The 14876-nt window shown below is 34.9% G+C and carries 10 protein-coding genes; 5 read left to right on the forward strand and 5 right to left on the reverse strand.

Annotated elements, in window-relative coordinates; translation table 11 throughout:
• Positions 1–11 precede the first annotated feature (11 nt).
• From CVT17_RS00200 to CVT17_RS00220, 5 genes are all read right to left on the reverse strand, one after another.
• Positions 12–1931, reverse strand: coding sequence for a site-specific DNA-methyltransferase (locus tag CVT17_RS00200; protein ID WP_107858824.1), 1920 nt, complete (start codon positions 1929–1931; stop codon positions 12–14).
• The gene (locus tag CVT17_RS00205; protein ID WP_107858823.1) at positions 1931–2587 is read right to left on the reverse strand and encodes a DUF4391 domain-containing protein; all 657 of its coding nucleotides are present in this window, start codon (positions 2585–2587) and stop codon (positions 1931–1933) included. Before CVT17_RS00205 ends, CVT17_RS00200 begins: the two co-directional genes overlap by 1 nt.
• Before the next feature lie 11 nt (positions 2588–2598).
• A complete protein-coding gene (locus CVT17_RS00210; protein WP_107858822.1) occupies positions 2599–5835 on the reverse strand; it encodes a helicase-related protein in 3237 nt (1078 codons plus the stop codon).
• Positions 5836–6053: 218 nt separating this feature from the next.
• Positions 6054–6866, reverse strand: coding sequence for a hypothetical protein (locus tag CVT17_RS00215; RefSeq protein WP_107858821.1), 813 nt, complete (start codon positions 6864–6866; stop codon positions 6054–6056).
• Positions 6826–7107 (reverse strand): hypothetical protein, encoded by a 282-nt coding sequence (locus CVT17_RS00220; protein ID WP_107858820.1) that lies wholly within the window; start codon positions 7105–7107, stop codon positions 6826–6828. Before CVT17_RS00220 ends, CVT17_RS00215 begins: the two co-directional genes overlap by 41 nt.
• 135 nt (positions 7108–7242) lie before the next feature.
• Between CVT17_RS00220 and CVT17_RS00225 the strand changes: the two genes are divergently transcribed.
• The 5 genes from CVT17_RS00225 (at position 7243) to CVT17_RS00245 (ending at position 14857) form a co-directional block, all read left to right on the forward strand.
• The gene (locus tag CVT17_RS00225) at positions 7243–8565 is read left to right on the forward strand and encodes a DUF262 domain-containing protein (protein WP_107858819.1); all 1323 of its coding nucleotides are present in this window, start codon (positions 7243–7245) and stop codon (positions 8563–8565) included.
• Complete coding sequence (locus CVT17_RS00230; RefSeq protein ID WP_107858818.1) at positions 8546–10225, forward strand: DUF262 domain-containing protein; 1680 nt, start codon at positions 8546–8548, stop codon at positions 10223–10225. Before CVT17_RS00225 ends, CVT17_RS00230 begins: the two co-directional genes overlap by 20 nt.
• Positions 10212–11690 carry a DUF2779 domain-containing protein gene (locus CVT17_RS00235; RefSeq protein WP_107858817.1) on the forward strand — a complete coding sequence of 493 codons (1479 nt, stop codon included), beginning with the start codon at positions 10212–10214 and terminating at the stop codon, positions 11688–11690. Before CVT17_RS00230 ends, CVT17_RS00235 begins: the two co-directional genes overlap by 14 nt.
• A gap of 151 nt (positions 11691–11841) precedes the next feature.
• Positions 11842–12819, forward strand: coding sequence for a PD-(D/E)XK nuclease family protein (locus tag CVT17_RS00240; protein WP_107858816.1), 978 nt, complete (start codon positions 11842–11844; stop codon positions 12817–12819).
• Between the two features lie 289 nt (positions 12820–13108).
• Positions 13109–14857, forward strand: coding sequence for a DUF262 domain-containing protein (locus CVT17_RS00245; protein WP_107858815.1), 1749 nt, complete (start codon positions 13109–13111; stop codon positions 14855–14857).
• Positions 14858–14876: the final 19 nt, after the last annotated feature.

The raw sequence follows: 14876 nt of genomic DNA on the forward strand, positions 1-14876 counted from the left end.
TCGCTTGCTCCTTATATGACTTTTACTCTAGTATCAGGTGCGAGCAGTTTAAATATCTCCGAAACATTGATCTTTGATGGACTATCCGCAAAGCTACTATCTCTAAAGACCGCGCGAAGCGGGCGTTTCTTTGCGATCTCTTTTATCACGCTCTCAGGGATATCTTCATCAAAACAAGCTATCAAATCTCCATTGTTATAATTATGTACCGTGTACTCTCCGATCTTTTCGCAACTATAAGGAAACGATAAAGGAAGCCCCCACTCTAGTAAGCAACCAAAAAGCAGGTCTAGATCGCTCCTATCAGGTTTTACGTTTGACTCGAGCTTTGAGAGTAAATTTTGGCTATATTCGCTTGGGCTATAGTAAATATCTCTCATATTTGTATCATCTAGCTTAAGCACTCTAAAGCCTGTATCTAAATTTTCAATGCCCTCTTTGCCTTTGTTCTCTTCTAAAATTTTCTTACCGGCACGGCGTATGCGCTCTTTGCCTATTTCGCAGATATTTTTATAGCCCGCTTTATAGGCTTCGCTTGTTTCGTCGCAGAGCTCTGGAAGTTGCACCATGATAAATTTACGATTTCCGCCATCTTCTAAATTTTGAGCCATTACAGCGTGAGCGGTTGTGGCTGAGCCGGAAAAGAAGTCCATGATGATGGAGTCGGAGTGAGTAGCTCTGCCTAATAAATAACTAATTAAATTTTTATCTTTAGGATAATCGAAGTTTCCTTTCCCTAGCAAACTTTGTATTTGCTTAGAGCCCTGTGTACTAGAAAATTGCTCAATAATCCCCATCGGTCTTTGTGTTCGGTCTATTTTATTACCCTCATTATCATAGTTAAGATATTGTTTAGTATATACTATCCAAGTATTATTTTTATCCTTTTTAAAAACAATATAATTATTTTTTATACCCCATGTTAGTTTTTCTTCGCTCCATCTCCAACATGCTCTATTTCCCGAATTGTTTTCTGTAGGGGTAACACAAGAACCATCCGGACATTTTATAGGGTAATCCAATCTACTTGAGTACTGAATTGACCCCATGCCTAGTTTTTGTAAATAATATTTCCCTCGATATTCATCAGCTAGTGAATATCTATCTATATTACCTATTTCTACTCCTTTAATTTCTATAACTTCAATATTTTTTGAATAACATAATATGTGCTCGTGCTTTATTCTAAATAATTTACTGTCTGAACTGCCTCCACCTTCCTTATTCATCCATATTAAATCAGCTACAAAATTTTGCATTCCAAAAACTTCATCGCAAATTTTCTTTAAATTTGCCTGCTCGTTATCATCGATACTGATAAAAATCACCCCATCATCGCTAAGCAAATTTCTTGCAAGCAGTAGTCTTGGATAGATCATAGAGCACCAATCAGAGTGAAAACTCCCGTTACTATCTGTATTTTTAAGCATACGGTTGCCATCTTCGTCGATCTCGCCTGACTTATTTGCATACTCATTTCTTTTTATCTTAAAATCATCGTTGTAGATAAAGTCGTTTCCAGTATTATAAGGCGGATCAATATAGATCATCTTTACCTTGCCTAGATAGCTCTCTTGCAAAAGTTTTAAAACCTCAAGATTGTCGCCTTCGATATACAAATTTTGCGTGTCGTCCCAATTTACGCTCTCATCTTTGCAAGGTCTAAGCGTTTTTCGTATCGGCTTGTTTGCCTCAATGATAGATGCCTTTTTGCCAACCCATGTAAATTCGTAAGCTTCGTTGCTGTCTATAGCCTCTTTTGATAACATCTGCTTTAGTAGCTCAAAATTTATAGCTTTTTTATAGACCTTGTTTTGCTCGGTACTCTTTTCTTCATCTAGCATTTCGGTTATGAAATTAGGAAACAAAGCTCCTATCTTTTCAATATTAAGAGCGGTAATATCTGCGGTCTCCATTCTCATTTTATCCATCATAGTTCCTCCAAATCTCTTTTAAGTTTTTTAAGCTCATTATTTATCTGTATCTGTTTATTTAGTTGCTTTTCTTTGCGAATTTTGGACTCTAGCGCTAAAATTTGCTTTTGCAACAGCCCCTTTTGCTCTGATCTAGCCACAGAATCTTTAAGACTTTCATCTGAAACCATTTTTTGCAATGTTTCGCCGGCTATTTGGCGAACGAAATTTTCATAGGCTGCGTCAAGGTTTAACCCCTCTAGTTTCAAAGGCAAATCTTGCTTATCTAGCCAATCGGTATAGTAGTATGAATTTACTTTAAAAGCCCTGTTTCCAGATGTAGCAGCCTCTTTATAGCTAATACAAGCCTTGTATCTGCCCTGATACTCTAAGATAAAAACTATATGATACGGCACCGCTCTATCTATATGGCGCAATAGCTCATCATCTAGGTTTGGGCTCTTTAAAGACACCTCAAAGACCTCGATCTCTTTTACGAGATTGCCGTCTGCAAGGTTAGTGCTTGAAGATGCGATTTTATAACTCCAAAGAATTTTATCTACTTGCTCTATAAATATTTTCTTTAAAGCAGGCGATATCTCTAAATTTTCATAAAATTTCTGTTTTGGGATCTTTTTATTAAACTCCGTGCTTTTTGGTAACTCTATAGCCATGGATAGCTCCGTCATTTTATAACCAAAAAGCAGATCAGCTCAAAATCATCTAACCCTGATATATCAGACATCAAGGCAGAAGTACCGCCGGCTGAGAACAAACTATCGATATCGCTTTCTTCTTTTTTGTCGATAATGGAGCTAATTGCTTCGCTTAACAGCTTTGACATTTTACTCATATCTTTTCCATCGTTGGTTTCTTGGTTAAATTTCTGACATAAAGGCGAGATAGGCTCTTTCTTCCCTCTGCAAAGAAGCCTTAAGTTGTCTAATATACTTTTTGGCTCAAGATAATCGCGGATAACGTTACCGCTTGTCCCTATATATACCATATAAAAAGGATGGATCCTGTTTCTGTTGTCGATATTGACGCTATTATTTACATTTTTAAGTATAAAAATAACGCCTCCCGGTAGCTCATTTGTCGCTGGAACAACGGCGTGTAGTCCTTTTGGCTTATTGTCCATATCGCCGTTATTTTTTACGTATTCTAGTAGATCAAGCCTAAATTCATTAAGGCCTAAGTCCATGATCGAAATGCCTGTGGCCATATCCTCGATATCCACCACCTCTTCTTGAAGTTTTTTTAGCTGTTGTTTGCGGTATTCAAGGTCGCCGTTTTCTTCCGGATTTATCAAATCATCATCGCCCGTAGAGGTCATGATGGAAATCTTCATTCTGGTTTCGACGCGTGCTTTTAAATTTATATACTCATCCAAATCCATATCCGGCCAGAAATTTACCAGCTGAATAACTTCGTTTTTACTTCCTATACGATCTATACGACCAAATCTTTGAATAATACGGACTGGATTCCAATGAATATCATAATTGACAAGATAGTCGCAATCTTGCAAATTTTGACCCTCAGATATACAATCTGTGGCAATTAGTATGTCTATTTGTGCTTTATCATCAGGCATTAGAAGGTCTTTGCCTTTAGATAAAGGCGAAAAGCATGTTAATACGTTATTTAACGTGGCTTTAAATCCTTTAATGGTCGTTTTGCCATCAATAGATCCGGTAATGACCGCCGTATCAAGGCCATATTTTTCTTTGATAAAGCTACTGACATTATCGTACAAATACTCCGCCGTATCTGAAAATGCCGAAAAGATTAGGATCTTTTTGTTTTCACGATTGATCGGATTTTCAATTTTTGCAGACATAAGCCTAAATAGCTCTTGTAGCTTGCTATCATGCTCAGGGGTAATATCGCTTATCATATTATCAAGAAGCCCTAGTATCTCCGCATCTTTAGTAAGTTCGGTCTTCCATGTCTTATAGTCCATATCGGCAAGATTGATTTTGACCTTTTTGCCCACAGTGAAAAACTCGGTATTTCCATCGTCTATATCAAATTCGTCATCTGAAGTTTCAAATATATCTATATCTGCAACGCCATTTGCTTCAAATACATCTATCGCATTAACCGTAGTATCTATATAAGATTTTATTCTTTGCAAGGTTAGTCTGAAAGAATTTATGGAGCTTTCTAGGCGTTTTAGTAGATTAATACTCATAAGCTTTCTAATGCCTTTTTCGCGGCCTACTTGGGTTAGCTCGTCGCCTTTATTATGCGTCAAGTCGATATATTTTTGCATTCTACTTGGGAAAATATAATTTGAAGGCGTGTATATACATAGCGATAGCATCATCAGGTGCTCATAAATTTGATTATAGTTTATGGCCGTGCTTATATCCGTAAGCTGCGGCCTAAGCGAAATAGGCTTATTTCTCTCCGGGAATTTACCGACTTCTGCCGTGTCATAATATTTTTCAATATGTTTTCTAGAGCGAGCAATGGTTACGCTATCAAGAAGCTCAAAAAAATCAAAATCCAAATTTCGTAATAACTTATCCGTAGTCCTTTGTTCAGGATTAAGCTTGCTCCAAGCGCTAAACGCTCTTTGAGCTTGCTTGAAAATTTCCTCTATTGTTTTATCGGTATCTAGTTTTTTGTTTATATATTCAGAATCGCCCTCGTAGGCGATGGCTAGCTGATTTTTTAAATCGATAAAGCGATTATTTACAGGAGTTGCAGATAGCATTAAAACCTTTGTCTTAACGCCGGCTTTTATGATCTTATTCATTAATTTTATATACCTATTTTCTTTTGTATTAGAGTGAGTGCCGGTGCCGTTGCGGAAGTTGTGGGATTCGTCAATCACTACCAGATCATAATTCCCCCAGTTTAAGCGATCTAGATCTAAGCCATTAGAAAAGCCTTGCGATCTTGATAGGTCGGTGTGAAATAAAACATCGTAATTTAACCTATCTGCGGCAATTGGGTTGTTTATATAGTTATCTTTATATGTGTTCCAGTTTTCTGCTAATTTCTTTGGACATAGCACGAGAACGCTTTTGTTTCTGTTTTCATAGTATTTAACGACGGCTAATGCGGTAAAGGTTTTGCCAAGTCCTACGCTATCGGCAAGGATACATCCGTTATACCGTTCTAGCTTAGAGATGATGGCAAGGACTGCATCTTTTTGAAAATCATATAACATGTTCCAAATTTTACTTTGTTTGAAGCCCGTAGCCTCATTTGGAAGTTCATCTTCGGAAATATCACTAAGAAACTCGCTAAAAATATGATACAAGGTCATAAAGTAGATAAATTCCGGAGAATTTTCCTTATATACGGCAGTAATATTTTCAATCACGACATCAGTAACATCTTGCAGTGTTTCTTTGTTGTTCCACAGTGATTCAAAAAGTGCAATATAATGATCTGTCAAGGCGGCTTCGTCAAATCGATTTACGGTGTTGTATATATTATTTCCGCGTTTATACCCAATATCTATTGTTGTAAATCCATTGATGGGAATATAGACGGTTTTATTTGTTTTATTTATTATGGTAGTAAATCCTGAGCTCATACCCGCATCTGTAGTATTAGATTTAAATTTTGCTTTTTTTCTAATCCACTCAGCGCACTCTTTAGCAATTGATTTTTGCGTCATTTCATTGCGTAGTTTTAACTCGAATTCCGTACCGTAAAGGCTGTTTTCTCTGTTTAATCTTGGAATATAAAATTCCCGCTTTTGTTTTTCTGTTTTTTCAGTTACAAATGTGGGTGAAGTAAAAATAAAACGACACTCATCTACAGAATCTAACTGCTTTTTTAGTTCTTGGTAAGCGTATATAGAAAAACAAGATGCTACGATAGATATCTTGCTGCCTTTTTCGATGGCGACCTTGAAATCGTCTCCAACGATACTATTGATGTTGTCAAAAACTTGCATAAATTTACTCCAAAACTGTATATGAATGTGAATATAGCATAGTCGTTATTTTAACATTATTGTTTATGGAATACAAAAATATCCAAACAATATCAATGAATTTATTGCAAATAAAGTCAACTATTAATTCTATATTTATTTAAAGTACTTACTACATACTGTTGTTGGTTAAATTTAAACTTTAAAATCTAATATTTGCCTCTAACCACAATTTCTTTTTAAATCCAAGTATAATAATCCTCTCTTGCTAGCCAATAGTCAAGCGGATCAAAATCGCTATACTCTTTTTCATAGTCTATGCTTTCTGCACAGTAGTCATAACACTCAAGCCCTTTTATGCTAACCTTATCTTTTTTTTGTTCAATATGCTCATATCTAAAACTTATCGCACGTTTTAAGATCTCTCTTATAAATTTTCTATCGCTGCTAAATTTTTGTGCCGTACTTTTTAAAGTTGCTATGATATTTTTTATAAACACACCTTTATAATAAGCCACACTTAGAGCCTGAAGTAGCATTATCTTTGCCTTGTCTATAACTCCATTTTCATAAAAAATTTCTGCTATTTTTATGCATATTAGCGTATCTGTTTCAAAGTAAATTTCGTTATCCCAAAGGCCAAATTCGCTTGATATTTTATGCAAACATATATTTTCTTCTACACTGCAGTTATTATAGGTGTCAAATTCGGCATCAGACCTTAAAAACCACTCAAATTTTATCTTCGCGTTTTTGCAGATGACGTAAGTTTGCCAGCTTCTCATAGAAGCTCTTATAGCGTAGTTAAATAGCTTGTGCTCGAGTTTTACGAAGTAGCACTTGTTTTTTAGTGGGATTATCTTCACTACTTCGCTTTTTGAAATTTGATCTGCGACCTCTTTGTAGTATGAGAGTGGTTTTATCTCGCTTTTGATATATTTTTCTGCCTCATCAGCTACAACGATAAATTCTTCTTTTGTTGTGGCGGCTTTTATGAGTTTTTTGAAAACTTCACGAGCCCATTTGTGAAAGCCTATATGTGAAAAAACCATCCTCTAGTTCATATACTCGCCCAAATATCTTGGCGCTTTTGTTTTTTTGCATGAGCTTGAATATAGCGGCTGCACCGGCTATGCCGTTTTTGGGCCCACCACACATCGTGCGGTATATCCATCTTGTACAGGCAAAGCATTGATTTGTCGAGTCATTTAGCAACTGACCTAGCATATCCTTTGCTTGCTTCTCTTTGCCAGCCTCAAATAATAGCTCTTTTATCTGTCTTATCTTTTTCATCATCACTCCTTTTTCTGATAAAGTTTAAAATAAAAAATGGACATTTTTTATTCCTATTTTATTGGTATGATCCCACAAAAAGACATTAAAATAAAGATCTTTTTGACGATATAGAGTAGATAAAGGAGGAATGTAATGGAAAATGAAACAAATTATATTTTAAGTGCTGGTGATATACTAGGTTGTCAAAAATATAAAATTCCAGACTATCAGCGCCCATATGTGTGGAGTGAGGATCTAGCTTTGGGACTATTTTCAAGCATTAAAAGGTCGTTTGAGAATGGAGTCTCTAACGAAATTTTATTAGGACACATTATATTGCATGTAGATGCAGGTGCCATAAATATAGTTGATGGACAACAGCGCATAACTACGCTGGCCCTTATTTTAAAAGCTTTAGGCGATAATGATGTGCTTTTTTTGGATAATAAGCTAAATATTTTATCGCATAAGGCTTTGAAAAGAAATTTTGAGCTTTTAAAATTAGAATGTGCCGATATAAAAGATAGAGAAGACCTTGTAGAGCATATAAAAGAAAAGGTTAAATTTACATTCGTAAAAACTGAAGACTTGGATGAGGCATTTTTATATTTTGATACGCACAATACTAGTGGCAGAGCTCTTAGCGAAACAGATCTACTCAAAAATCACCACCTAATGTTTATGGATGAGACAAAATCAAAACAGCTAATGCTTCACTATGCTAAAAAATGGAATGAGTATTCTTTATATGGCGTTAATACATCTTGGTTTTTGAGGGAAAATTTGATATTTCGCACACTACGAACCGCACTAACCATAAGAAATATAAAAACTAATGCATATTATCCATATATAGTATTTGGTTATTATGGAGCAGATGATGAGTGGTACAGGATAAATTATTCTATTTTTCAAGAATTTAAAAACCATTTCGATGAAAAAATAAAAATTTACAAAAGCAATATATCAGTAGCAGATGATGTGCTTGGTGGTGCAAATTTTTTTGAATACGTTTTTAAGTATTGTGATATCTTAAAATACATTGAAAGTAATTTTATATTTTTTAATGGAGATTTTACGGGATGCAGTTATTTAAATCACGCTTGTCACGTGGTTTTGCTCTATATCGCTGATAAATTTAGCGTTGAGGCACTAGACGAACTTGCGGAGCTAGTTTTTTTTAATATTCTAGGTATAGCTTGTGGATATACGAAAATTTCCTATAATAGTATGGCAAATATAGTTGAGAGGTTGGTGCAGCTCATAGATACTTCAAATGCCATAGAGACTTTAAAAACAAAGATAGAAAAAGAACTAAAAACAAATACTAACATAGCTTCTGTTTCAAGCAAAAACAGAGAAAAACATTACAATAGAATAAAAGATAAGGCCAAATATACAAAAGAATATATAACCAAGAGCTCATTTAATGTCATAAATTTTGAAGGAAAAGAAAATGGAAGCGAGCAAAAATAATATAGGCAGTTTAGATAATTATAAATTTGAAATACCTTTTTACCAAAGGGCATATTCTTGGAAAAAACAGGATATTGAAAAGTTAATAAATGATATAAACACCAAAGATAGACACTATCTTGGCAATATCGTAGTTAAAAAAAATGATGATGAATTTATAATTATAGACGGACAGCAGAGGCTAACCACTATTTATATTATTTTTATGGCACTAGGAGAAAAACTATTTGAGTTGGATTATGAAATAGATAGTGGTGACGGCGAAAAGCTAACAAATTTCGATGTAAATGAACGCAGATATACAAACAAGCAAATTTTAGATGCCGTTCTTTTTACAAAAGATAATAAAGCTTTGCTTGAGAATTCTTTTAAAGAAAAGCTAAATTCGGCTATTTTTACAATGACTATTATCCCAGAAAATGTCAAAGCTACTGAGTATTTTGAACTAGTTAATACAAAAAGTATCCAGCTTGAAAATCATCAAGTATTAAAGGCTAGATTTTTAAGTAATATTAAAGAAAACTATGCAGATGTAGCAAGAAAATGGGATATGATCTCAAATATGGATGAAAAATACGAAGATCAAATGTCAAAAAAAGGCAATAAATATCCACAATACGGCGAGTTAAGAACTATAAATGAGTTTATAGAATTAAATTTTGATGACAAACAAGAAAAACAAGACAAAACAAATTCCGATGCAAAAAGTCTGGTGAAATTTCCAGTGTTTTTGCTCCTAGTTTTAAAGGTCTTTGTTGCCAAAAAAGGCCTCAAAATAGACATTATCATAAATAAAGACAAGCTTTTAGGTGAATTTGATAAGGTTTTTAAAGAACAAGCCAATATGCACTCTGAATTTATTAAGTTCCTAGAAGATATGCGTAACAAATTTGATAAATTTGTTTATAGAGATGATGAGATGCAAAACAAAAGATTACTAAATTTACAAAGGATGTTTTACTATACCAGCGAATACGATAAGCCCGAATTTATAGCTGCACTACTAGCCTTTTTAGATAAAAGCTCGCTAGGAGAGTATAATGAGGAAAATGCGCAAAAAGTTATCAAATTTCTCGAGCAATTAGATAACAAGCTAGCAAAAAGTGCTTTAGATAGCAGTGGATATCGTAAGGTAGTGGAAACTATAAATAACGTTGTAGAAAAAATTTATAATGGTGAAAACCTAGAAGCGCCAATGCTTGAAAAAATAAACTCTAGTTTTTTGGATGATGGAACTGGGGTACCACACTATTGGTTTTATAGGTTAGAGTATCTGCTTTGGCGAGATTTTGAAAACCTAAATGTCTGCGGTATTTGCGCTGATGATATAAAAAGAGTATTTCCTAAATTTAATAAAGATGAATACCTAATCAAACCCCAAGATACAATAGAGCATATGTGGGCTACAAATTTGCAAGAAAATGCCAAAGCACTAGATGATTTTGGAAATTTGGCCTTAATAAGAAAGGATTTTAACTCTAGCTTAAGTGATTATAATTTTGGTGAGAAGCTAAAAAGGATAAAAGAAAATCCAAGCTCAAGTATAAAAATGCTGATATTTTATACACTTCAACAAGGCTATGACAGTGAAAAAATCAAAGGACTGGGAGATGTAATGAGACAAATTCTTTTTCAAGGCATAACAAATGACCCTCTCTAAATCTCTCTACATTCGCGGTCTTCAGTGCGAAAAGAGCTTGTGGCTTAAAAAGAAAAAGCCTGAGGTTTTGCAAGCTCCAGATGATGGTGCGCAGGCGGTGTTTGACACTGGTACGTCAGTTGGCGAGCTAGCCTGTGAGCTTTTTAGCGGCGGCGAGAGGATAAAGTACACTGGCGATTTTAACGCGCAAATGGCAAAAACAAAAGAGCTTATAGAGCGCGGCACAAAGGTGATTTACGAAGCTACTTTTTGCTTTGATGGCATCCTTGTGATGGTCGATATCCTTTGTGTCTGCGAGGATGGCCTCATCATCAATGAAGTAAAGAGCTCAACATTAGTAAAAGACGTCTATATCGATGATGCAAGCATCCAGTATTATGTCATTAGCTCGCTTGGCTACAAAGTAAGCGGTGCAAATATCATTCACATAGATAACACCTATGTAAGAGGCGAGAGGCTTGAACTTGAAAAGCTTTTTCACGCCGAAGATGTGACCGAGCAGATCATACAAAAACAAGCAGAAATTCCTCAAATTTTAAGTAAATTTGATGAAATTCTTAGCAAATACGTTGAGCCAGAGATTGATATCGGTCCTCACTGCTCAGACCCTTATAATTGCGACGCTTGGGAGTACTGCTGGTGCGAGCAGCGCGGCATACCAGAGTATAGCATCTTTAACATATCTAGGCTCAGAAGCGATAAGAAATTTGAGCTTTATAAAAATGGCGTGGTTAAATTTGAAGATATCAAAGATCTGGATAAATTTAACGCCTCTCAGCAGATCCAAATCCGCTCCGAGCTCTCACAAGAAGAGATCATAGACAAGGATGCCATAGGGGAGTTTTTAAAGACGCTTAGCTATCCGCTCTATCACCTTGACTTTGAGACCTTTCAGCAGGCGGTGCCAGAGTTTGTGGGGCTTAGTCCATACGAGCAGATACCTTTTCAGTTTTCTATCCACAAAGAGGACGGCAAAGGAAATTTAGAGCATTTTGAGTTTTTAGCCGAGGTCGGAGCTGATCCTAGATATGAGCTGGCGCTAAATTTGATCAAATTTATCCCGCAAGATGCCTGTGTGCTAGCCTATAACATGAGCTTTGAAAAAGGAGTGATAAGACGTCTTGCCGCAAATTACCCTCAAATTTCAAGTGAGCTTATGGCGATTCATGACAATATAAAGGACCTAATGGCACCATTTGCGAGCAAGAGCTACTATCATCCAAAGATGCAGGGCAGCTACTCTATAAAATACGTCCTGCCAGCTCTAGTGCCTGAATTTGAGTTGGCATATAAGGATCTAAATTTGATCCACAATGGCGGCGAAGCGATGCAGGCATACGAAAACATGACGCGTATGTCAGCAGATGAGCGTGATGCCTATAAAAGTGCACTTTTAGCATACTGCAAGCTAGATACTCTAGCGATGGTTAAGGTTTTAGAAAAACTGCGTGAAGTAGCAAAATAGACAAAAAAGTGTCTGATTTGCCGGCTATAATGCTTTAAAAATTAAAGGAAAAAAGTATGGATATAGAAAAATTTGAATCTATGCTAAAGCAAATCAAAATCCTAAATAACAAGCTAGAGATCAAAAACTACGCGGTAATAACGATTATAATTTGTTTTTAGCACTTCTAGATATAAACGATGAGGTGCAATTACACTCACGATTTATCTATTCACTACTTGATCCAAATTCGTCACATTATCAAAAAGAGTTATTCTTAGAGCTTTTTATAAAAGCATGCGGGCTAGAGGATTTTGGGCTAGACCCGCAAAGCGCAAAAGCCTATAAAGAATACGAAAACATAGATATCTATATAACTGATGGCGCGAAGCATATTATCTTAGAAAATAAAATAAATGCCGGCGATCAAGAGGCTCAGATTAAAAGATACATAAAAACCGTCCAAAAAGAAAACGACGGCGAAGCTGAAATTTACGTACTATTTTTATCGCCGCAGGGGCGAGAGCCTAGCGGCTATAGTTTAAGTGGGCTAAAAATCGAAGGCGGCAAAATTTTAGAAAAAAACGGTGATAAAGTGGCTAAATTTAAGGCGATTTCATACGACAAAGAGATAATTACGTGGCTTGGTTTGTGTCTTGATGAGGCTGGAAATTTGGCAAATTTAGCCGCCGTGATATCGCAATACAAAAATGTAATTGAAAAAATTTATGGAAAATATAAAGGAGTACAGATGGACGAAAGAAAAATAATCGAAATAATACTTAAAAACTATGACGTAGTTGATGAAATAAGAAATAAATACTTTGATATGGCCAATGCAAATAGACTTAACGAATTTATGTCAAATGTAAAAACTGAGCTTGAAAAAAGATTATCACAAGAATGGTGCGTAGAAATAGAAGAGGCTGATCCTAGTAGATATTTTACGCCTATATATATTTTTAAAAGAAGTTGGGATAATGGCTATTTATTGGCATTTGTTTTAGAATTTGATAGTAAAAAATTTTTATATCCATATATCGGACTTGCTTATGATACAGATAGAATAAATAAGGCATACATTGATAGCATACAAGTTAAAATTTCTAGCGAATGGAATATAGGTACAAGATTTGCCAGATGGAAATGACTAAAAAAAGATCAGTTTTTGAGAGAGATGGTTTTTTATAAATATAGCGAAGATGAGCTAGTAGACGAACTAATAAAGATGAAAGACGAACTAGAGCCACTAGCCGATGAAATCGCTAAATTAATCGAGGCATAAGTCATGCACGGCACAATACTTCAAGCAAAAGAGATCATTAAAAACGCAGACGCCATAGCCATCACAGCAGGTGCTGGCATTATTTGGATATTAATTCTTATAAAAATATAAATTTAGTTATAATGATAATATAAAATTTTACAAGGGGTAAAATATGGCTGGATTCCAACAAATAAAAATAGCAGAGGCGATACGAGAAATCGAGACGGATAAATATCTTATTCCCGCATTTCAAAGGGAGTATGTTTGGTCTGGAGAGCAAGTAGAAAGGCTATTTGATTCTATTATGCGAGGCTATCCTATTAGCTCTATGCTTTTTTGGAAAGTTAGAAGCGAAAGCGCAGAGCAATGGAAGTTTTACAGTTTTTTAAGATACTTTAGAGAATGGTATCATACTCATAACGAATACAAGCCCACCAAGAGTATTGGCGAATTTTCGGCTATACTAGATGGGCAACAAAGATTAACTTCGCTATATTTGGCGCTTTGCGGCGAATACCATACGCATAGGCCGTATAAAAAATGGGAAAATACAGACGATAAATTTAAAATTTGCGAGTTTTATTTTAACCTAACCGCAAGTCAAGAACCTAAAAATGATAACGTAGAATATGAATTTTTATGGTTGGAAAAAGCTGAAACTGGCAGAAAAACCATTTACATGGATAAATTTGGTCAAAAATGGTTTAGATGCAAAGATATATATCCTCATAGCAATAACGACGTAAAGGCTATGGAAATACAAGAAAATTTTGGTTTATCCAGCAAAGAAACTAAAAATTTAGCACTTTTTGAAAAAAGAGTATTTTCAGAAGATATTATCAGTTTCTATCAAGAAGACGACCCAAATCCTGAAAAAGCGGTGAATATATTTATTCGTATTAACTCAGGCGGGACACACCTTAGCTATTCTGATATCTTATTTAGCTATGCTATCGCTAACTGGAAACAAAAAGATGCCAGAAAAGAGATCAATGAACTTGTTGATTTTATAAATAACTCTAAAGGCTTTAATATCTCGAAGGATTTAGTACTTAAAGCGTTTTTATATTTATATCACGAAAATATAAAATTTGACATAGGTAGTTTTAATAACGGATTTATAGAAAATATCGAACAGCAATGGGATAACATAAAAATGGCCTTTCATAGCGTTTTTGATCTGCTTGAAAATTTTGGGTTTAATGCGCAAACAATGAGTTCGAATAATGCAATTTTACCAGTACTTTATTATGTATATCATAAAAATTTAGCCAGCTCCATAGTTCACGGTACTGGACAAAAACAAACTAGAGAAGTTATAAAAAAATACTTACTAAGAGCTACGCTATTTAAGCCGTTTGGAGGAAGCGCAGATAGTGTTTTAACCGCAACGAGAAAAGTATTTAAAAAGGATTTTAACGGTAAAGTATTTTTTGACGAAAACATTGATGAATTCCCATTAGAAGGTATTGAAAAGTCTTATAAATATAGCAATACTGTCGATGATGACTTTTTGCAAGACTTAATGCTGTATAGAAAAAATAGTCCAGAGGCTTTTGCCGTCTTATCTATCTTGTATCCGAATTTAGATACAAAGAATAACTTCCACAAGGATCACTTGCATCCAGAAAGTAAATACAAAGAGTATAAAAAATTGATGGAAAAAAATAAAAAAGAATACTATGACTTTTCCATGTACGATGCTCTCCCTAATTTACAGTTGCTAGATGCAAACGAAAATATGGCTAAAAACGATAAGAGTCTTGAAGAGTGGGTTGAAAGCGAATGTAGAAATAAAGACAAGAGTAAATTTTTAAAGGATCATTTAATACCTGATGTTGATTTATCTTTAGATAATTTTGATGATTTTTATGAAAAGCGTGAAAAGCTAATGATAAGCAAATTACGGGAGTTACTATAGGATATGCTTTATAGTTGTA

Origin of the sequence: Campylobacter concisus, from assembly GCF_003048775.2 — a bacterium.
Classification (GTDB): domain Bacteria; phylum Campylobacterota; class Campylobacteria; order Campylobacterales; family Campylobacteraceae; genus Campylobacter_A; species Campylobacter_A concisus_I.

What these genes read in the sequence shown, in the direction of transcription:
- CVT17_RS00205 (WP_107858823.1), bottom strand. Translation starts at nt 2,587, where the DNA reads ATGGCTATAGAGTTACCAAAAAGCACGGAGTTTAATAAAAAGATCCCA.
- CVT17_RS00210 (WP_107858822.1), bottom strand. Translation starts at nt 5,835, where the DNA reads ATGCAAGTTTTTGACAACATCAATAGTATCGTTGGAGACGATTTCAAG.
- CVT17_RS00200 (WP_107858824.1), bottom strand. Translation starts at nt 1,931, where the DNA reads ATGGATAAAATGAGAATGGAGACCGCAGATATTACCGCTCTTAATATT.
- CVT17_RS00220 (WP_107858820.1), bottom strand. Translation starts at nt 7,107, where the DNA reads ATGAAAAAGATAAGACAGATAAAAGAGCTATTATTTGAGGCTGGCAAA.
- CVT17_RS00230 (WP_107858818.1), top strand. Translation starts at nt 8,546, where the DNA reads ATGGAAGCGAGCAAAAATAATATAGGCAGTTTAGATAATTATAAATTT.
- CVT17_RS00225 (WP_107858819.1), top strand. Translation starts at nt 7,243, where the DNA reads ATGGAAAATGAAACAAATTATATTTTAAGTGCTGGTGATATACTAGGT.
- CVT17_RS00235 (WP_107858817.1), top strand. Translation starts at nt 10,212, where the DNA reads ATGACCCTCTCTAAATCTCTCTACATTCGCGGTCTTCAGTGCGAAAAG.
- CVT17_RS00245 (WP_107858815.1), top strand. Translation starts at nt 13,109, where the DNA reads ATGGCTGGATTCCAACAAATAAAAATAGCAGAGGCGATACGAGAAATC.
- CVT17_RS00215 (WP_107858821.1), bottom strand. Translation starts at nt 6,866, where the DNA reads ATGGTTTTTTCACATATAGGCTTTCACAAATGGGCTCGTGAAGTTTTC.